The sequence below is a fragment of the Alteribacillus bidgolensis genome (assembly GCF_002886255.1).
In the GTDB taxonomy this organism is placed as follows: Bacteria; Bacillota; Bacilli; order Bacillales; family Marinococcaceae; genus Alteribacillus; species Alteribacillus bidgolensis.
Genome location: NZ_KZ614149.1, coordinates 431,561 through 452,712, shown reverse-complemented (window position 1 = coordinate 452,712; position 21,152 = coordinate 431,561). Strand labels below are relative to the sequence as shown.

Annotated in this window: 20 protein-coding genes, 2 pseudogenes and 1 riboswitch; of the genes and pseudogenes, 2 read left to right on the top strand and 20 right to left on the bottom strand. The window is 36.7% G+C overall.

What is annotated here, in order from left to right:
* The first annotated feature begins 10 nt into the window (after positions 1-10).
* The gene (locus CEF16_RS02415; RefSeq protein WP_139185878.1) at positions 11-229 is read left to right on the top strand and encodes a hypothetical protein; all 219 of its coding nucleotides are present in this window, start codon (positions 11-13) and stop codon (positions 227-229) included.
* 220 nt (positions 230-449) lie between these two features.
* Here CEF16_RS02415 and CEF16_RS02410 read toward each other — a convergent pair whose 3' ends face one another.
* The 20 genes and pseudogenes from CEF16_RS02410 to CEF16_RS02320 form a co-directional block, all read right to left on the bottom strand.
* Positions 450-1,799 (bottom strand): TrkH family potassium uptake protein, encoded by a 1,350-nt coding sequence (locus CEF16_RS02410; protein WP_091580682.1) that lies wholly within the window; start codon positions 1,797-1,799, stop codon positions 450-452.
* Positions 1,800-1,899: 100 nt separating this feature from the next.
* Positions 1,900-2,051, bottom strand: a riboswitch (cyclic di-AMP (ydaO/yuaA leader).
* A gap of 190 nt (positions 2,052-2,241) precedes the next feature.
* A complete protein-coding gene (locus CEF16_RS02405; RefSeq protein ID WP_091579188.1) occupies positions 2,242-2,487 on the bottom strand; it encodes a DUF3006 domain-containing protein in 246 nt (81 codons plus the stop codon).
* A 10-nt stretch (positions 2,488-2,497) separates the two neighbouring features.
* Complete coding sequence (locus CEF16_RS02400; protein ID WP_096241737.1) at positions 2,498-4,147, bottom strand: S-layer homology domain-containing protein; 1,650 nt, start codon at positions 4,145-4,147, stop codon at positions 2,498-2,500.
* Positions 4,148-4,446: 299 nt separating this feature from the next.
* Positions 4,447-4,644, bottom strand: a complete 198-nt coding sequence (locus CEF16_RS02395; protein ID WP_091588508.1) for a hypothetical protein — start codon at positions 4,642-4,644, stop codon at positions 4,447-4,449.
* Positions 4,645-4,757: 113 nt separating this feature from the next.
* Positions 4,758-4,856: pseudogene (gene sda / locus CEF16_RS25195) on the bottom strand (sporulation histidine kinase inhibitor Sda); the annotation flags it as partial.
* Between the two features lie 447 nt (positions 4,857-5,303).
* Positions 5,304-5,477, bottom strand: coding sequence for a group II intron maturase-specific domain-containing protein (locus CEF16_RS25190; protein WP_139186041.1), 174 nt, complete (start codon positions 5,475-5,477; stop codon positions 5,304-5,306).
* Between the two features lie 440 nt (positions 5,478-5,917).
* Entirely contained in the window at positions 5,918-6,433 is a 516-nt protein-coding gene (locus CEF16_RS02385) for a hypothetical protein (RefSeq protein ID WP_096241736.1), read from the bottom strand.
* Positions 6,434-6,824: 391 nt separating this feature from the next.
* Complete coding sequence (locus tag CEF16_RS02380; RefSeq protein WP_096241735.1) at positions 6,825-7,877, bottom strand: homocysteine S-methyltransferase family protein; 1,053 nt, start codon at positions 7,875-7,877, stop codon at positions 6,825-6,827.
* Positions 7,878-7,971: 94 nt separating this feature from the next.
* Entirely contained in the window at positions 7,972-8,892 is a 921-nt protein-coding gene (locus CEF16_RS02375) for a LysR family transcriptional regulator (protein ID WP_096241734.1), read from the bottom strand.
* Between the two features lie 255 nt (positions 8,893-9,147).
* Positions 9,148-9,963 (bottom strand): hypothetical protein, encoded by an 816-nt coding sequence (locus CEF16_RS02370; RefSeq protein ID WP_091587706.1) that lies wholly within the window; start codon positions 9,961-9,963, stop codon positions 9,148-9,150.
* 711 nt (positions 9,964-10,674) lie between these two features.
* Positions 10,675-11,016 (bottom strand): hypothetical protein, encoded by a 342-nt coding sequence (locus CEF16_RS02360; RefSeq protein ID WP_091587703.1) that lies wholly within the window; start codon positions 11,014-11,016, stop codon positions 10,675-10,677.
* A 1,063-nt stretch (positions 11,017-12,079) separates the two neighbouring features.
* Positions 12,080-12,883 (bottom strand): fumarylacetoacetate hydrolase family protein, encoded by an 804-nt coding sequence (locus CEF16_RS02355; protein ID WP_245917741.1) that lies wholly within the window; start codon positions 12,881-12,883, stop codon positions 12,080-12,082.
* A pseudogene (locus CEF16_RS24220) lies at positions 12,877-13,112 on the bottom strand (hypothetical protein); the annotation flags it as partial. The pseudogene CEF16_RS24220 and the gene CEF16_RS02355, both read right to left, overlap by 7 nt.
* A 77-nt stretch (positions 13,113-13,189) precedes the next feature.
* Positions 13,190-14,446, bottom strand: coding sequence for a dicarboxylate/amino acid:cation symporter (locus tag CEF16_RS02350; RefSeq protein WP_091587702.1), 1,257 nt, complete (start codon positions 14,444-14,446; stop codon positions 13,190-13,192).
* 515 nt (positions 14,447-14,961) lie between these two features.
* The gene (locus tag CEF16_RS24215; protein ID WP_245917964.1) at positions 14,962-15,168 is read right to left on the bottom strand and encodes a fumarylacetoacetate hydrolase family protein; all 207 of its coding nucleotides are present in this window, start codon (positions 15,166-15,168) and stop codon (positions 14,962-14,964) included.
* Positions 15,169-15,236: 68 nt separating this feature from the next.
* Complete coding sequence (locus tag CEF16_RS02340) at positions 15,237-16,340, bottom strand: threonine synthase (protein WP_091587700.1); 1,104 nt, start codon at positions 16,338-16,340, stop codon at positions 15,237-15,239.
* 72 nt (positions 16,341-16,412) lie between these two features.
* Positions 16,413-16,787 (bottom strand): RidA family protein, encoded by a 375-nt coding sequence (locus CEF16_RS02335; RefSeq protein WP_091587699.1) that lies wholly within the window; start codon positions 16,785-16,787, stop codon positions 16,413-16,415.
* A gap of 507 nt (positions 16,788-17,294) precedes the next feature.
* Positions 17,295-18,290, bottom strand: coding sequence for a type II asparaginase (locus CEF16_RS02330; RefSeq protein ID WP_091587697.1), 996 nt, complete (start codon positions 18,288-18,290; stop codon positions 17,295-17,297).
* A gap of 44 nt (positions 18,291-18,334) precedes the next feature.
* Positions 18,335-18,457 (bottom strand): hypothetical protein, encoded by a 123-nt coding sequence (locus CEF16_RS24725; RefSeq protein ID WP_281259139.1) that lies wholly within the window; start codon positions 18,455-18,457, stop codon positions 18,335-18,337.
* Positions 18,458-18,821: 364 nt separating this feature from the next.
* Complete coding sequence (locus CEF16_RS02320; protein ID WP_091587696.1) at positions 18,822-19,508, bottom strand: helix-turn-helix transcriptional regulator; 687 nt, start codon at positions 19,506-19,508, stop codon at positions 18,822-18,824.
* Positions 19,509-19,748: 240 nt separating this feature from the next.
* Here CEF16_RS02320 and CEF16_RS02315 point away from each other — a divergent pair, with 240 nt between their 5' ends.
* Entirely contained in the window at positions 19,749-20,855 is a 1,107-nt protein-coding gene (locus CEF16_RS02315; protein WP_091587693.1) for an alanine racemase, read from the top strand.
* Positions 20,856-21,152: the final 297 nt, after the last annotated feature.

The window sequence follows — 21,152 nt, the reverse complement described above, 5'->3', positions numbered from 1 at the left end:
GTGAATGAACATGAACAAATGGCTCTACCTTAAATATTTTCTTATCGTTTGGTTAGTGGCACATGGTATAGGAGCGATTACCTTTGGTATATTGCAATTCACCGATCCAAATGCACACAAAACACCTATCATCGCAATCTCTTCTATATGCATTGGTTTAGTTGCCTTCTTTGCTACAGACAGAAAAATTAATAACCTGAAAAAGAACAATGATCCTGTAAAAAACTAATTAAAGATATTTTTAACAATAAAGCTGTTGAGCGAATTACTCAGCAGCTTTTTAATTGTCTTCAGGTCAGTTTTCAATGCAAAATATAACGATTTTATTGGACTATTGGTTTTTTCTTATTCCATTAAAGCGCCCGATTGTTACAGATTGTTAACCCCCAATTATGGATATTTTAAGTCGGTAAACGTTTGAATGGTTAAAGTAAGTAAGGACCTGATCATTAACCAATAATGACTCGTTCTTTTGGATAATGGTATCGATCGTCAAAATTATTTCTTCGCATAAGGAATAGGAAAGAAAAGATACCAATCCGTCCAATGAACATTAATAAGATGATCACAATTTTTCCAGGGGTACTTAAGTCAGAAGTAATTCCCATAGATAACCCTGTCGTACCAAACGCTGAAAATACCTCAAATATAATAGACGTTAATGGAAAAGGTTCGATCGCAGACAAAACAATAACAGCACTTGAAACCAGCATAACAGCTACACCCATTACAATATAGGAACGATGAATATCATATGGATCAAGTTCCCTATTAAATACTTTTGTTGATGTTTTCCCTCTTGCAAAACTTATCGTGCTTAAAATAATAATGGCAAATGTCGTTGTTCGAATTCCTCCGCCGACGCTACTCGGTGAAGCACCAATAAACATTAACGTACAAAGAAATAACTGTGTAGACATTTGAAAATCCGCTACATCCATAGTGGCCAACCCACCATTTCTTGTCGTGACCGATTGAAAGAGCGCATAGAAAAACGCTTCATGCCATGATCTTCCCGAAAAAAAGTGGTTGTTTTCCAACAAAAGAATAACGATAAATCCAATAACAACCAAACTAAAGAAAGTTACCGTCGTTAGCTTAGTAAATAAAGTAAACCTGTAATTTCTTGTCGATTTATTCATTAAAAAATCTTTCACTTCTATTAGAACTGGAAATCCAATAGCCCCTAAGATTAGTAACAATATATTAATGAGCTGTACAAAATAATCATTCGCAAATGGTTGTAGGGAGGTTCCGGTAATATCAAACCCTGCATTTGTTGTCGCACTAACAGAGGCAAAAAATCCTTGTAGGAGTGCTTCTTGCCACGTATCAAAATACTTTAGAAAATATGTAGTTAGAATAATCATTCCTACTGCTTCGATCGAGAGAATGAGTATTAAAACCTGCTTAAGCAGCTTCACTAAACCAGACAAGTTACTTTGGTTCTGATCTACCATAATAAGTTGACGTTCACGAAGTCCAATTCTCTTGCCCCTAATCATCCAAAAAAAAGTACCTAATGTCATAAGCCCAACCCCACCAAACTGGAGAACAAAAGCCAATAGGATTGTACCGATGGGCGTAAATGTATCGGCTGTATTCACGACGGTTAACCCTGTCACACTTACTGCACTGACAGCAGTAAAAATAGCCTCAATTACCCCCCATTCGGCATCTGGATATCGGGCAATCGGAAGACTTAGCAGAACAGTGGCAATAATGACAGCTGACAAGTAGAACAAAACAATTAAGTGAATCGCTGATAAATTGGCAAAAAATTCTTTCATTCGTTCCATATCCCAGAACCTACCTTCAAAAAGGATACAAACCATTTTTATTTTTTTTAATACAATCACAAAAAGACCATCACAAAGAATGGTCTCTTAAATAGACCTTTCCTCTCTTCATATGACGCTTACGAGGTTAGCTGTCGGATTAGGGATCGAGAGTATCCCCTCTTTATATTAAGATTCACCCCAAGACGAATAACATTCGTCAGAATTGGTTCCCCCGTACTGTTAGCCAAACAGTTTCAGCGATCAAAAAGGCATCTTTTTAATTTTGATAAGATAAATCTACTCCTGTGTTTTGCAGTTGTCAACAAAACTTTTTCCTAGACTTTCTCTGATAAATTGTTCCTTTTTTCTGTACATAAGTTATTCGAGAAAATGGCCCTTTAACAGAAGAAGAAAAAATTCTTGTCCATGTAAAAAAGAGCAAGGTCTGAAGGCCTTACTCTCACTTTTTGTTCTTCAATTTTTCCAGAAGCGATTTTGCTTTTTCTTTCCTTGATTCAGTTTCTTCCTTATTAAAAGTGGCTTCTTTAACAGTTCCATCATCCATCCATTTTATCTTAATTACGTCGCCCTCTTGTACACCATCCGGTAACTGCTCTTTTGGTACATCTTTTTGTACCGTTTCATTACCGGAAAGAAGGAGAACAGCTAGTTCTCCTTCAAACCGGTCAATTGTATATTTCTCCACGATATCACTCCTATACTGTGATCTCGTCTTTCATCTCCTCAAAACGACCTTCCGCAATGCCACTAACATTCATGATTTCCTCTATGCTTTCAAAGTCACCGTAAGTATCACGGTATTCAATGATACGTTCAGCAATTGTTGGACCCACTCCGGTAATTTCTTGCAACTCTTCATATCCAGCAGTATTGATATTAATCACCCCTGGAGTTGGTTCAGGATCCGGCTCTGGCGTAGGTTCTGGTTCTGATACCTCTCCTTCACCATCACCTGTCCACTTTTCTTCTTGGATAATTGGACGTTGGTGACTTAATGAAACTTCAATATCTCCTGACTCATAAGTACTATATAGTTCAACATCTGCATTTCTGAGACGATCCACTACATCTGCGTCTGGATGTCCATAACTATTTTCTCCGTACGAAAGAATAGCCATTTCAGGATCAACTGCCTCAACGAATTCTGCACTTGTAGAAGTTGCAGCTCCATGATGTCCAACCTTTAAAACATCTGCTTCCACATTATATTCCTCAATCATTTCTGCCTCGTTATCTACAGTAGCATCACCAGTAAATAGGGCTGTAGTTTCCCCATAAGTCGTATGCAAAACAATAGAAGATTCGTTTAAATCACTGCTGTCATTATATCCATTAAGAATTTGGATTTCTGCTGTTACTGTATCTAAATAATCTCCTTCTTCTGCTACTTCAAAATTTATATTTTTTTCATCAATTGTTTCTAGATATTCAAAGTAAGTATCAGTGGTGTGTTCTTTTCCGCTATCTAAGACATTTTTAACTTCAATTTCATTGAGTACATCAATCAAACCACCAATGTGGTCAGCATCAGGATGTGTAGCGACAACCCATTCTAATTCATTGACTCCCTGCTCCTCTAAATATTGAACGACTGTTTCGCCTTCTCCTTTTCGGCCTCCATCAATGAGTATATTTCCACCACCGCCGTTAGGTTCTAGTAGAATGCTGTCTCCCTGTCCAACATCAATGAAATGGACATCAAGGTTAACTGCCGGGTAAGCGACATCATCTTCGACGAACTTTTCTGAATCAAGAACTCTTGCCAAGAATACGGAAAACTGGGCACGTGTAGTCTCATTATTTGGACGGAAAGTGTTATCTTCAGAGTAGCCTGTTGTCACACCGACTTCTGCAATGGTAGAAATATCATTATAAAACGTATCCTCTTCATCAACATCAGCAAAATTATATGTACCTTCTGGCTGTTCAAAATCAAAAGAACGATTCAACACTGCTGCCATTTGACCACGTGTCAAAGCATTGTTTGGCATAAAATGACCATCCCGCCCACCGATAATACCTTCATCTTGTACAGTGGCAGCTACGTCATAGGCATGAAAACTATTATCAATATCTTTAAAATCAGCTGCAGGACGATTTGTGGTGTCTAAATCCAATGCTTCAACAATCATCGATGCTGCTTGACTACGCTTTACCGGCTCATTAGGTCTAAATGTCCCATCTTCATAACCTGAAATGATGCCTTCTTCAGCTAAATATTCAATTTCCTTCTCAGCCCAAAAACCGGACGATACATCTGTGAATTGTTGAGAATCGGCCGATACAACGGGTGCTATCAAAGTAAAAACAAACACCAACGAAAGTATGTACTTTCCGATTTTCATAGAACCCCTCCCTTTACAAATTATGCTATTATTCTAGCATAAGAGGACAATTTAACATAAAGACAATCTTAATTTGTGAAAATCCTACTATCTGAACAAAGAGAGTTATGATTGAAGCACCAAGAAAACAAAAGAAGTGAAAAATATTTTGGATGAGGCTTGGGAAAAGTAAATTGTTTGTTTAAAGGATAAGGGTAAACTACTGTTCCCATAAAGAGGGGCATTTCTTTCGATGAATTAAGGAAGTTTAACGTGAAGACTGACATTTTTAATATCTTAGGTAATTTAAGGTAAATTTACTATTTTTGCAGCTTGTTTATATCTATAATTACAATAAATTTATGATCATTTAGTGGTTTTACTTGGGTTATCAATGCATATTCAGTTCCATTATTTCCATAAAAATTAAGAACTTTGTACAATTCTGTTTGTAACTGTGCACTGTTTTTAGCTTTTATCATATGAAGCTCTTGATTATTAACAACCTCTTTCACCATTGTTTATCACCTCCCATCTTTAATAATTCAACAATGATTACAAAAGTCCTACAAAAGAATAAAAAAAATAGCAACGACTTTTTCGCTGCTATCTCATAAGTTGTTATGACATTTTATTTATGTACAAATTGAGCTTCCAACGCTTCTTTAATAAGATTGATAAAATCTTCATCAAGTTCAAGTACCTTTGCTTTTTGATTTGCATCCAATAAAACAGAAGTTGATACTCCGTAAACTCACAAACCTTTCCTCCTATGTATTATTACCTAATAAATTTTAGACTAATATTGTGTTTTTTGAAACCAAAAATTGAAGTAAGTTAATATTTTTACCACTATGTCAATTCTTCACAACAGATTAGTATGTAAAAATATCCAACATTAATAATATTTACGTTGTGTTAAAAATGTAATAATTTGATGATCTTTTCAATAAATATAGGTAAAAACATATAGATTAATGTAGCAATGTCCTTAAAACTAACGAAGCAGTTATAGGAGGGGATGACTAATCCCCGTACTCTCCCACTACCGAACGTACGGATCCGTATTCGGCGGTTTCATGAAAATCAAACGTGTTTATATTAAAGACATTAATCCCATCCATCGCCAGTATTGATCGTTTAGCGTGTGGTGAAGAACGGTGCTGTGGGCAATAAGTCAGTAGCCTTTTCTTGTATTTCCCCATTGATACGCTTTCGATCGTGTTACACCTAAGGCGATAAGATTCTTCCTCCTTGTTTTGGGCAGTTTCCATTCTTTCCATCGAATCATGCGCAATCTTCTTCGGATCCATTCCATCAACCTCTGAAAAGTGGAGGTGGTTTCTGCGATATTTTTCTCCTGGCTCGTTCGGTATGGCCGTCAGGCAAACGACACAGGAACCTACGGATTGTTGGGTCCTCCCTTACAATCCGTGGTTATCGGGGCGTTTAATACCGAAGCGACACTTACAGAATGACGGAAAGCGACTTTTGCTTTTCGATCAGTCTGTTGTACTGCCATCCAATTTATAAAATATATCACTTTACTACTAAAATCCTCTTAGAATTAGATCATTCTTACTGATACACTGAACAACCTAAGACATCACCCGATGCACGTACCACGTGAAACCGGTGAAGGAAATAGACAATATCCCATAACTAATAAACTGATGCTCTTACAGTTATTCCAAAATTACAGTAATTGAAATTTCATTTATGATTTAAATTATCATCTGTTTGATACATTATCAACACGTTTGCTACAGCAAACAAATAAGCTCCAGCTTACTATTCAGAGACTTGAGAAGATGAATAAGGCATTTTCTTTCTCTCCTGCTGCAGGAATGCTTCACAGGTGGCTCTTTCCCAGTATTTTGTACCAGCCAATGTTAAATCAGCCGCAGGAACAACTCCTCTTTTTACATACACATTAAGCTTGCGCCGATCATAATTTAGGCCATTCTCCTTTAAATAATCCGCAAATTGGACCTGGTTCATGTATTCCTCGCCCTCACTCATGATAGAGAAAGAAGGATCTTTTAAAAGATACGTATCCTCCGAAAAGAAGATGTATAAAGACTCCAATGCCACCTCTAACCAGTCATTATCCAAGTTTTGATACACCATCGCTAAGTTAAACGAGGAATGGTCAGGATCCTCATAAAAACATGCTAACTGTAAAAACGTCTTTTCTACATTGGATAGGGTTGCAAATACATCGTCTGTTACTTTAAGATCACCATCTGACAGATATTTTTTCAAAAAGGAAAACTCTTTCATAATAAAGGCTGTCGACTTCTTCAAGTGAAACGCCTCCTTGTTGACAATGTCAACAATATTTTATCATAAACGAATGAGTATTGTTAATAAAAACCGATGTAAAAGTTTGATTTATAAAGGAAATGCTAATTTCCCATAATAAAAAAGCCTAATTTCTCGCTTATAATGCTGAGAAATTAGCTTTAAGAATTTTACTGAATTTGAAATACTCCTTGATGCATGAGTACGGCGGGCGTTTTTTACCACGTATGCAATCTTTTGTACCAGCTTTTGCGGAGACCTTACCAGTCTTAAAAATGGATGCAGCTTCAGTTAATGAAGAATGCATCCATCTTGTTCAAATAAGAAGCGCCCCAGTAAAGACATATTTATTATCGCTTTCCTGCTTACCCTCTTTCAATGATCACCTTATGACTTATGCTTTTTTACTGTAGTTTAGATTATGACCCTTTAGCGTTTTATCTTTCCCGAATAAGAAGTGTTTCTCCATATCCGGTGAATATTTGGAATTAATAGTTTCGTATCCTATCGCTTCTGCTACTGCTCTGATCATCGCAGGTGAGGCCCCGCAGCAAAGACCAATATAATTAATACCAATATCTTTTGCTTCTTTCGCCCATTCCGCTAATTCGTACCGATTGTGATAAAGCGGGTCTAAGGATGTCGGGAACGTGGTTTCGGTCGGCAAGGAACAACTGCATCCTCCATCGGGCAAGTTGAAGAACGTCGGGTGTTCTTCTGTCGTGCGATATGGAATGGGCAATCCACCGACATATCCTTCTACCTCATTTCTAATTCCCTTCAGGTATGGCTGCATCGTATTTGGTCCGCGGAAACAGTTCATCCCAACCACTAACGCACCTTTTTCAGAAAGAATTTTACAGGATTCTTCAACGGTATAACCATCCCGCAGTATATTTTCGCCCATCAGCCCTAATGTAACGACTGCCGGCAGACCTTGTTTTTGAATTTCCTCTAGCGCAATAACGGCCTCTTCATGGTAATAAAAAGTTTCCGCATTTATAAAATCGACGCCTTCTTCTTTACACCACGTGGCCATTTCTGCAAATATACTTCTTACTTCTTCCGCAGAATCAGCATCTTCCGGATCAAAAATATTCGTATTCGAAATGTTGCCTGCAACTAACGCTTCTTCTGTAGGATGTTCTTTCGCCACTTCCTTCGCCAAACGAATCGCACTCCGGTTTAACGGCTCATGTAAATGTTCTTTACCTATAATTCTCATTTTTTCACGGTGGGCATTATAGGTGAAAGCTAAAACCACATCTGAACCGGCATTCATGTAATCTCGATATACTTGCTTTAAAGCCTCCGGGTGCTCCAGCGCTACTTCTGGTACAAACGATCCTGCCTGTAAATAACCTCTGCGCTCCATTTCAAATAAATATCCTTCGGCTACAACGACTGTGCCTTCGTTTAATCTTTGTTCTAAACTTCTTTTCCCCACTGCTAACCCTCTCCTTTAGTAATGTAGGGTCAGTGTAGCATTGAATAATGGTATAGCATAACACGTAAATTCTATGCTTTGTCATAGCTTTAACCTATAGCAAAGTTAGTTCTTCGGCAATCGTTTCCTTTAAGAAATTGATATAAATCGTTGCCAGCGGGCTGTTTGCCACATTCTTATGTTGAATATACCCGACTGTAATGCTCTCATCCACCTTAAGCGGCACCGCCACAATATCATCGTCGTTGATGTCATAACTGATTACCCCTGTGGAAATCGTGTATCCATTCAATCCTATCAGCAGGTTAAACAACGTGGCCCGATCACTGACACGAATATTTTTGCGCCTTGAGATGGTGCTTAATATCTCCTCGGAGAAATGAAACGAATTATAGTCCCCTTGTTCAAATGACAAATACGGATAAGGATCCAAATCAGCTAAGGTAACATACTTCTGAGCCGCGAGTGGATTAGTTGAACTGATGAACACATGCGGCTTGGCCTGAAATAGCTCATGAAACGTTAAATTTCCTTCTCTCAGAAACTTCCGAATGACCTGTTGGTTAAAATCATTTACATACAAAATCCCAATTTCACTACGAAGGTTTTTTACATCATCAATTATTTCATACGTCCTCGTCTCTCGTAACGTAAACTCATATTCATCCCGATTATAATTTTTCAACAGCTTCACAAACGCACTGACCGCAAAGGCATAATGCTGGGCAGATACAGAGAAATGCTGCTGCGGGGATTGAGCCGCATTGGCATAGCGGTTTTCAAGCAAGTCTGTCTGTTCAATCACCTGCCTGGCGTAACCTAAAAACTCCGAACCCTCTGACGTAATAACAATCCCCTTATTCGTACGAGAAAAAATCGCAATCCCCAGTTCATTCTCCAATTCTTTAATCGCATTCGACAGACTCGGCTGACTAATAAACAATCGATGCGCAGCTTTACTAATCGATCGTTGCTTCGCCACTTCAATCACATATCTCAATTGTTGCAATGTCACTTAAACTCCTCCTTCCTTTGTTTTGAGATGGTGCGTAGACTTCGCTCTTCTCCATGCAATTCCAGCATGTAGCGGTATGGGAACATAAAAAACCTCCTGTAAACAAATGTAATGCCAAAAAGGGGCACGCTCATTCAGTATACAGGAGGTTGGTAAACGACTCTGCATAAGGTGGTAAAAAGCTCGGCAAGGAGTGGTACAAAAGATTGCAGGGCTGGTACAAATTAAGTGCAGTATTCAATGCAGGCAAATCAGCTATGATAATGATTTCTCCAGATATTCTTCCCAGTATTCTTTCTGTGAGTCATCGATCTCTTGCAACCAAAACCACATCAGTAATATTTCAATGAACTGTTTTTTTCCTTTTATAAAAGGTTTATTGGATACCTTCTTATAAAACAGGTTCATATTAAATAAATTACTTTTTTGTTTTATATCATACTCATATTTTCTCCCACTTTCATTGGTCTTCCTTTTATGTTTTACTGGCCATAAACTTTCATTATCAAAAAAGCGATTTACCCAGTTGGAAGCAAATGCAAACATATTAACTTTATATTTCATCCATGTTCTTTCGACCCACTGGTTTACGTCTTCCGTTATATACACATCATTGATATCATCGCTAACTTTGTCGTGAAAACCCTTAATGAACCTGAATAACATCTCCGTTTGACCTTTTAAAAAAGGATTTTTCTTTATTAGCGCTGAATAGCAGTCATAGGAGATATTTCTAAATTCACTATCCGTATGGTAAAGGAGAAATAACTCATCTTTCTTTAAGAAGTTGATAATGGAACGATTAAGCTGTTTATCATACTCATCATAAATATTGACTAACCATTCTTGGATATCAGGATCATAATGACCTAATTGTTTCTTGAACTTTTGTAACCGTTCACTATTTAAAACAGTTTGCTCATTCATACTCCATTCATCCAAATGTTGATTGAAATAGTCAAAGACGTAGTTTACACAGGTTTTCATATCATCCATTCTAGAATCAATATCAAATTCGTTAAGACGATCTTCTCTTTTCCTTCTAGCGATATATTCCTCAAGTGTCAGCACATTCACTCATCCTCTCAACATGCCTTACCCTGCATTTTCTGTCTCTTTTTTTAAAAGTCCTTATATAAACCCCACAGCAGATTGATAAACTATTTAGAACATGATTCAACCCCATATAATCAACTACAAAAGTGATCAAATTTCATCTATACTGGTTGTTAAGACTACTATAATCTGTTCCACATACCCTTCCCTTTACTTCGAACCATTCCTCAGAAAAGACGGTGATTATAATTGAACACTCTTTCTTTGATGACCCAATCCTATCAATACCTATATGCCATTGAGACAAGCCTCCGCAAGACGATAGCCGCTGAATTATTAGCTGCCTACGGCACTGCCTGGGAACATCGAACCCAGGAAAAGCATGCATTTGCGACTTGCTACTATCACGAATTGATCCCTTACTTCGCTAAATACCCTCCCTTGCAGAAATTTTTCACGGAAATGGAACGAAAACAACTTTATCAACTGACTCCAATCCGAAATAAAATCTGCCATATGAAAAATCTGAAGGAAAAAGAATTTAAACAATTAAAGAATTGTTATCAACTGGTGGAAAGTCGTCTTACTACTTTAAAATTTATCCAATAGCAGCATAAAAAAGGACGACTTATTAAATAAACGCGCCCGTTTATAGAACAAGAAATGTTTAGGGTAATCCAAGGCTTCTTCAACTATTGCCCCCGTTAGTGCAATAAGACGATATGACTAATCTTCTAAGTCATACTCATAAATTGGGTTAATACACTTCAAGATGGATATAATCGCATTATTGTATCCTGACTTTTTTTCTACTTCCCTTTTATCATTGAATTCTTCGTCTTCAAACTGTACTGCAAGTTTTTTTATTATATTTAGGTACTTGTTTACAAATTCATTTTCCTTCATTTCTTTAACATCTACCAACATTTCATTATAAGCTAGCATTTCACCTTCATCATTATCTTTAAAGTCTGTTTTATCGAATATAGTATTTGTTCTTGTGAAATGTATTTTCCTTTCAATAACATCTACTAATGTAAATCGTGTCAGTTCTATATTATCAATCATAATTCCCTCCTGTGCCGAATTAAAATTTTAACAATATTTTATATATTTTTCTTCTTCAACTCTTCTGCTCTTAACACAATAAGAGCTGTCGCATTCGACAACTCCTTATTCAATATTCGCCCCCGTTTGTTGAAGACTTGAATTCGAGATAAATTCCTATCTCAGTTAGATAAAACCTAATTGAGGACCTCCCATAGTTTGCTGTTCTCCATCTCAATTAACTGACCGAACACACCTAAAGTTCTAACTATTGTTTCTCCTCCATCAGGATCTTCAAATTTTTGTTCCTGCGAAGCAAATAGTCCGGCGCTTTTAAAATGAGAGGAACTAAACCTTATTTGACTTTTCCATTAAAACAACTTCCATCTGCTTCACACTTTATATTGTGTTTTTCGGATACCCATTTATTAAAGGCTGATTCGGATGGTGTAGTTACCACCATTCCAAGTACTAACACAACCATCGCTATACAAACCAAAAATATCACTTTTTTTAACAATCAAAAAACCCTTTCGTTACGACTAACATTCCATATAAGCCCCCCTTTACTTGAAGACTCAATTTCAAGATAATCAAATCCATGGGTCATTCTTATGCCTCTTGTCGAAAGCGCTAGAACCTGTTTCCTCGGAAAGTCAGCCTATTATAAGGTCCGTGTTCCTTAGGACGAATGTTTGTCTACAGCTTCCTTCAGATTCCAGGTAGCCCTGTACCCTTGCCTTCGACTAGCGGCTACAACGACCTTCGCCTTTCGGAAATTGAACCCTAGAGGTAATGTACATAGTGGGCACATACAATATGAAGAGACGATCACTTAGAAAGTAATCGTCTCTTAGTTAGATAATTTTTCACAGTATCGTTGTTCTGTGTAAAAATAACTCTTTTATATTAGTTGTTCTTTCTCAGCCACAACCCCTATTTTAATACTTATCCCAAAGACAGCCTTTTTTCGAGAATATCTAAATACTCTCATCTTTCGATGCATGGTGATATTCCAAGACCGTTTTCTTTAGTTCTAGTTCTGCTTGCTATTTTGTTGATCATTCTAATCGTTTTTTACTTGTTATTTTACATAGTTACGTAACTTACCAATATACTCTACGTCCACAAGAACCATGTCACCTGAATTCATTGGACAACTTCCTGAAGATGAACCAGTTGCTAGAACATCACCCGGTTCTAGGGTCATAATCTGAGAAACCCAGCTGATAAGGAAAGGAATTGAAAATGACATCTGATTAGTATTACCTTCCTGAACAACTTTGCCATTTAAAGTTGTGACTATTCTTAAATTTGTTGGATCTAAACCAGTTACAATCCACGGCCCCATTGGGCCAAAAGTATCAAAGCCTTTTCCGCGTGTGAATTGAGGGTCTGTTTTCGTAAGATCTCTTGCAGTAATATCGTTAAAAATGGTACAGCCAAAAATATAATCCATTGCTTCTTCTTCTTTTATATTTTTCCCACGTTTCCCAATAACAAGTGCGACTTCACCCTCCATTTCCACTTGTTTTGTTAAATCACTAGAAGGAAGAATGACTTCCGCCTCATTTGGAATCAAGGAAGATGTCGGCTTTAAAAACAGAAATGGTTCCTTGAGATAAGCGTTTCCCCCAGTCTCCTTTGCATGTTCAGCATATGTCCAGCCGAAATTAATAACTTTTGAGGGAGATACTGGCTCTAATATTCTCACATCGCTGTATTTAAGCCTTACACCTTCAAATTTTAATTCGTTTTTTACAATATCAGTAAAATTACTGGACAATTGTAAAATTTCATTATCCTCAACAATTCCGTAATATATTTTACCAGTATGATTCTGATAACGAACTATTTTCTGTGTTTTTTGTAATACCTGCATTACCATACATCAGCTCCATTTACAGTTTTCCCACGATTAGCTACTAATCTTGTACCAGAAATCCCTAGATTAGTCATTTCATACGGATCAAGTATGCATTCAATCTCCTCTTCTGATAATAAACAGTTAAGTAATTCTCTTCTAACTTATTTTCCAGTTAGGATAGCCTCTCGCAAGCTGCACTTTCATAACCTATATGAGGATTGACTGCAGTAATTACACCAACCCTTTTTTTCTGAACTGTTAAAGTACCTCTTGTACCATTCCTTCAGTCATTTCCTATACTGTTGATTAGAAATTTTCATTTGCGATTTACCCCGTAAAAGATTGTGCAGAATCAAGATTTCTATCGGCTTTGCTATCGGCTTTATCTTCAGTGGTGTTGACGAAAAGAGCTGCTGCAGCATCACCGGTAACATTCGTCGAAGTCCGGAACATATCCATAAAACGGTCAACCCCCGCAATTAATGCGATGGCTTCCAGAGGTAAACCAACAGTAGATAATGTCCACGTTAACATGATTAAACCGGCTCCCGGTACTCCGGCTGTCCCGATTGAGCCTAAGGTTGCGATCAGAACAACCATCAAGATCTGGCTGAAAGACAAATCGACCCCGTATGCCTGAGCAGCAAACACTGTAGCTACACTTATATAAAGTGACGTTCCATCCATATTAATGGTAGCACCTAAGGGCAAAACAAAACTTGATACCTTCTTTTTTATACCTAAATTATCTTCAGAGCTTTTTATCGTTACCGGTAATGTCCCCGAACTACTTTGTGTACTGAAGGCCACAAGACTGGCTGGCAATATTCCTTTGAAAAACTTAAGAGGGTTCATTTTTCCAAGTATTCTGACCGATATGGAATACGTCACCCCTGCATGTACAATACAGCTAACTGCAACTACCACAATCAATTCTAACAAAGGAAGCAAAATTGATAGACCATTACTCCCGATAATAGGTGCTAGTAAACCGAAAACCCCGATTGGAACAAGCTTCATCACAACCCAGGTGATTTTGTACATAATCTCGGCAAATCCATCAAAAAAACGATATACAGGTTCTGCCTTTTCCCCGACCATTGCAATGCCCACGCCCAAAAATAGCGCAAAGAATATAATTTGCAAAATGTCTCCATTTGATAAAGCTGCAACTGGATTAGTCGGAATGATATTTAATAAAACATTAATAACGCCTCCGGTTTCATTCGGCTCAGGTGTTTTACCGGATACGGCTATGGAAGTGTCAACGCCCTCGCCCGGTTTGAACAGAATGGCAGCGGCCAGACCTATGCTTACGGCAAAAGCAGTGGTAATAATATAATAAACAAATGTTTTCCCGCCAATTCTACTCAAAGTTTTCATGTCTCCGATGCTTGCAACCCCAACTACAAGGGTGGATAAGATCAAGGGTACAATAATAAACTCAATAAGCCGCAGGAACAGATCCCCCAAAGGTTGAACAACACTAATGCTGGGGCCAAAAATCACCCCGAAAATGATAGCGGTTACAAAAGCAATTAAAATCTGTGGCAAGATTCCGATATTTTTTATTTTACCCAACAAAATTCCCTCCTCTATAAATTGTAGTAATCAAAATCACATCTTCCTTAAGCTGCAATAAGGGTATCGCCAACATTTTACGTTCCGCCTACTATAACCCAACACTTTCCATAAAAAATGGTTTTAACAACTTTTAGCAATAATTTCATAATTATTCCCAAAAATAACGCATTAATGATTTGAAAGTCTTTCCGATTTCAAAATAACCTCCCCATTAAATTTGTATTTTATATTTTACAGAAAGCGCTTCCATTCAAACTAGTGGTTAGATTGTCTTATATTAACAACAATCATGATAACTCCTCGTCTCTCAATGCCTATTAGAAATTTAATAAATTATTATTCTGTATATTCATTGAAAAGGGGTGGGTCGAAGTTATCTCCCACTGTTCACCCCCGTATAAAAACCATATATTAAATAGATCGTTTTACATATTACACTTTCATTATTTAAGCTTCGTTGATATAAAGTCACTTTACATAGTTACAAAGTTCACGTATATGCTCTACTTCAACTATCACGGGTCTCCTGATTTCATTGAACAACTTCTAGAACGTGAACCTGTAGTCAGAACATCACCTGCCTCAAGTATCATAACCTGTGAAATCCAACTGATGAGAGAAAGTATTGAAAATGACATATCATTTGTATTACCATCTTGTACAACTTGTCCATTTAAAGTTGTAACAATTCTTAAATTAGTTAGATTTATACTTGTTACAATAAATGAACCTAAAGGGCCAAAAGTATCAAATCCTTTCCCTCTTGTTAATTGGGGATCCGACTTAGTTTTTATTTTGATTTAATACCTGCACCACAAAGAGGTATAATGATTTTTTCTTCTGGTACCTTTTTATACTTGAGATAACCAGCATAGTTTACTGCTGATGTCACTTCCACATAAAATCCTTTCTCACTAAGTTTGGCTCGTGCACGCAGAATCTCATCTTCTTCAATATCAATAAAGGTACCATTGGTATTACGTACAGCTTCTAAAATTTGTTTGGAACGCGCTGGGGCAGCAATAGCTATCCCTTCCGCTAAAGTACCTCTTTTCGTAACAGGTTGTGCTACTTCCTCCCCGGTTTGGTAAGCTTTCACAAGAGGTGCACAGTTCTCCGCTTGAATGGCAACGATTTTCGGTTGTTTATCTATTAATCCATTTTCAAATAATTCTTTAAAGCCATAGTACGCACCTAGGAGAAGCGTACCGTTTCCAACCGGGATAATTAAAGTATCAGGCGCACCATTTAATTGTTCATAAATTTCATAGGCATATGTTTTCGTTCCTTCATAAAAATAGGGATTATACACATGACTTGCGTAAAAAACATTTTCTTCGTCTACTGCTTTTTGTGCAGCAGCTGCAATGTCCTCTCGTGTACCACGAATCTCTTTAATCGTTGCTCCATGAGCTTTTATTTGAGCGATTTTTTTAGGTGAAGTTTCATCACTTAGATATATATCACAGGCAATATTACAACGTGCTGCATAAGCTGCATAAGCTGTTCCTGCATTACCACTGCTGTCAGCAATTACTTTTGATACCCCTAATTCTTTTGCTTTTATCATCAAAACAACGGCTCCTCGATCTTTAAAGGATAATGTAGGCATCATATAATCAACTTTTACATGCGTATTTGACTCCATAGGATCTACAACGATTAAAGGGGATTGACCTTCCCCCATGGTCACAGATTTCCATGTCTTTGAATCTTTTGCGAATGGCATGGTTTCAAAATAACGCCATAATGAGTTTGGATAGTTACTCCAAGCATCAATATCAACTTTTGGGGTATCTTTTACGATGTTTAATACGCCACCACATTCGCATTTCCATCGGGTTGGTGTAATATCATGCATTTTCCCACAACTGTTACATATAAATTGTTCCATTATTTATCAAACCCTTCAAAGAAATTTCTATATAAAATATAATTTTTTATACAAAAAGGATAAAAAAATGATTTATATATAAGCAATCGCGTCCATTTCAATTTTGAAACCAAAATGCAATTCATTCGTTGGTACAATGGTGCGAGCCGGTATATGTTCACCGAAAAACTCTTTATAAACAGCATCAACTTTACCCCAAAATTTCACATCCGGAATATATAATGTCATACGTAAAATTTGCTCTTTTTTACTTCCTGCTGCTTCTATAATTATTTCCACATTTTTAAGTGCTTGTATTGTTTCTTCTTCGATGGTACCAAATTTCTTTTCACGTGTTTCTGGATTAATGGAAAATTGTCCTGATACATAGACAATGTTCTGATGAACTGTTGCTAATGCATAGTGTCCATTTGATTTTAAATTTCCAACTTCAGAGATGCTTTTCATTTGATTCTCCTTAACTTGATTTCTGTTTGATTTCATTCAACCAATCCTTTCATTAAAAAAATGCCTTACATTACAGAGCTTTGTGGGTTCATCAAATCATGAGTAACGACTTCCCAGTTTAATCCAAACATTTTGCAGTAGATTTGCTAAAGGGAAAAAATTCTCTAATATTTTCTTACTTTCTTCCATCTCTAACTACCTCAATTTATTTAAGTCTACCTAATCATATACTTTTTTATATAAAAAGTCAATACATATAACTTTTTATATACTGTTCGTCTTAACGCATGCAGGAGTATTGACGGGATGGTTTCTGGAAACCTGGACCCTTCATTCCCATACTCCGTTGTACAGTTGAAAATTCACCAATAAAGCCAATCCTTTAAAAGGATGATCAACCATAATTACTACGAGCTTTTCTTTTTCTGTTTTCATAAAAATACTTCTCCTTTAATAACTCCATAATTAACACCAAAATAATCATGAAATCCCTGTTAAATTCACCCTTTAATACTTTTGAAATAAATGTTGTATTTCATCTTTATCATTAGTAACATTTAATGCAAGCATAAGAAGAATCCGGGCTTTCTGAGGGTTGAACGAGTCAGCTGCAATATAATCCTGTTCATTATCGATATTTGTTCGGCTAACAATTCCCGTACTTAATCGTGAGGACCTTATGATTACCACATCTTTTTTCAAAGCATCTTGAATCCCCTGCTCTGCTTGTTTAGATATGGTATAACCCCCAGCAGTAGCCACTATAATACCTTTAGAACCTACCTGAACGGCTGCGTCATATAAATGTCGATCGTCTCCTAGATGAGTATATATAATTGGAACTTTAGGCAATTCGACAATTGATTCTACGTCGAAAATCGAATCCACTGTATGAAGCCTGGTAATATCTTTATAAAAGAAGTGTACTTCTCCTCCTACAATTGCACCTATATACCCCTGTTCAAGAGCTTTAAACGAATCGACCGTTGTAGTATTCATTTTCCCTATGTACCGTGCAGAACCAACTCTGTCATTTAGGACAACCAGTACACCTTTACCATGTGACTGGCGCTCACAAGCCACTTTCACACCATTATAGAGATTTAACGGACCGTCTGCACTAATGGCTGTTGCTGGCCTAACTGCCCCGACAATTACAACTGGTTTATGGCTTTTAATCACTAAGTGTAAAAAATAAGCTGTTTCTTCCAGTGTGTCTGTTCCATGTGTGATTACAACACCATCTACTTCTTCATCTAACAATGTGTCATTAATGTATCTACTCAACGTCAATAAACATTCTGTTGTCATATCCACACTATCAATATTAAACAACTGTTCTACTTCTATATTGGAAAAGTTGTTTAGGTCCGGTGTTACCTCTAATAGTTCTTCAATGGTTAAGGCACCAGGTTTATATCCAGTGGTTATTGTATTTGAAGAGCCAGCTCCCGCAATCGTTCCACCAGTTGCAATTATTTTAATGGTTGGCTTACTTTTCATCGTTATCCCTCCTGCAGCTTTCATACTCTAGCTGCTCTTTTATCCTAGGGTATAGCTGATACAAGCGCTGGTGCTGCTATAGCTATCCCTTCTGCTACCGCTTGTTGGTCAGCTGCTTTCAAACCTTCCCGAGTTCCCTGGATTTGTTTAATTGTGGCACCATTCATTTGGCAATTTTCTTGAGGACGTTTCATCTCTTAGATAAATATCGCAAGCAATATTACAACGTGCAGCGTAGGCAGCAATAGCGATTCCATGATTCCACATTTATTTTAGGAGCCTTTCTCCAAATTTAATAAACCGACACACGTACATTTCCATATAACGGACGTAATAGCATACTTTTTTCCACAATAATTACAAATATATTGTTCCATCCTTTATCAAACCCTTAGCTATTTATATATAATAGATTTTTTTTATACTCCATTCAAAAATTTATATATATATATAGATGGAATCAACTTCTATTTTAAATCCAAAATGTAATTTATTTGTGGGTAACACAGTACGAACCAGTTTATTTTATCCTTACCTTGATTTATTTTTAATTTCATCTAAATAGCTATAAACAGTGACCTTTGATATGCCTAATAAAGCTGCAACTTTATCGATAGATCCCTTCATTGAAAAAATCCCTTTTTTATCCACAAATCGAATCAATTCAATCTTTTCATGGCGTTTCATAGCTGGATGAGCACTATTTTGAATGATTTGATTAATTAAACCATCAACGATCTCCTCTACATTTTTAATCTCAGGACTTGGTTTCTCTTCTTTCTCTTCTTTCTCTTCTTTCTCTTCTTTCTCTTCTTTCTCTTCTACTAGATCTGGTGTTGGAAGAAATGTTTTCATAAACTGTTGCATTTGAAGTAATGCTTCCACATCGAAATTAATACAGAAAGCACCGATCACTTTCTGATTGAAATCGCGAATTAACGTTGTTGAAGAGCGAATCGTGCGCTTATCTTCTGTAACAAATGTATAACCGGCCAGATAATCTTCTTTAAAGTCTTTCGATCGTAATACCGTTGTCACGAGATGATCAAAGGATTGACCAACTTCTCTACCCGTTACATGACTATTTATTGTGAATATGACAGATGATTGGGGGTTTGTTAAATCGTGAATAACAATTTCACAATGTTCTCCAAACATTTTAGCCGTAGATTTAGCTAAAGGAATGTACCTCTCCAATATTTGCTTTTTCTCTTCCATCTCTCTCTACCTCTCATCCCATGTATAATTTCCGATAAAAAATATATCCTACTTTTTGATCGTATAAGTGCTTCTTCTGTTTAATTATTGGAAGTCGCATATAAATTCGAATTGACTTTTTCATTGTAACATATAAAATATTATATAACACACCCTGTATTTAGACTTATGTATATTTTTTTATATAAGTGAGCTTGTAAAGGGTACTGTGTCTATATTTTTATAGGAGGAATAGATTAAATGAATATGTACGAGCTTGAAACTCCAGCCCTGCTAATTGATAAGAAAATAATGTTAGATAACCTTCGTTCTATGCAAGAGTATGCCAACAAATATAATGTAAACTTACGCCCACACACGAAAACCCATAAAATGCCTAAATTAGCTAAATTACAAGAAGAAATCGGGGCAAATGGGATTACTGTTGCCAAGGTAGGAGAAGCCGAAGTAATGGCAAAAAGAGGATTAAAGGATATATTTATTGCGAATGAAATCGTCGGGAAAACAAAAATCAACCGAATTAAGTTATTATCTGAAACGATTAATATTTCTTTTGGGATTGATAATGAATACCAAGTTAAAGAGATTGAGGAAGTCTTCGAAAACGCACGAAAAAAAGCTCAAGTCCTTATAGAAATCGAAGTAGGAGAGAAACGTTCTGGCATAACAAGTGAGCAACAATTCGTGAATGTATTAAATACTCTTAAAAGATGCAAAAATATTGAATACAAAGGTCTTTTCTCCCATGATGGACATTCTTATAAAGCAGAGACTGTTGAGGAATGCAAAGAAAGTTACATGGAGAGTGTAAGGACCACGATGCATTATGCAAAGTTAGCGGAGGAGATGGATATGAAGGCTGAGAATATTAGTATTGGTTCCACTCCACCATTCATGTTAGAGTTTGATATTCCAAAAGGGGTAACCGAGATTAGGCCAGGAACTTATATTCTTATGGACGCCTCCCAAGCTAATGTTATTAATAATTATGAACGTTGCGCCGCCTCAGTACTTACTACTATTATAAGCAAACCTACTACAGAGAGAGTTATTTCAGATGTGGGAGCCAAAGGAATTACGGCTCAAACTAGAAATAAGGGACTTACAAAAACTGAAGGATTTGGCCGAATTAAACAATTCAATAATGTTTATGTTGATGGTGTTTTTGACGAGCATGCCATTATAAATAACACCTCTTTCCGCAATGAAGTAAACATAGGTGATAAAATAGAGATTATCCCTAACCATATTTGTCCTGTTTGCAATTTACATGAAAGAGCTTATTTGATATCTGATAACAACGTCGAAGACGAAATACTAATAGAATGTAAAGGGAAGTTGCAGTAAAAGTAACTCAATAAAAATTATGAAATATTATCATTATTTATTGATTAGTTCTGTTTATTTCTCACCCATTGGTTTTATTTAAAAGAGTTACCTTTATTGGTGACTTTTTTTATTACACGCCTCTTATCCTAAGGCTTGACTACTTACCCATTATCTCGAAACTGAGTCTTCAACTAACCTGCTCCGTTACTTTAAGTACATCTCTTCACAATCTCCATTTATCCTAACATAAAAAATCCATTTGCCTTACGAGCATTGTTAAACAATATGGCCCTATTCTGGAAGATCGAACTCTTC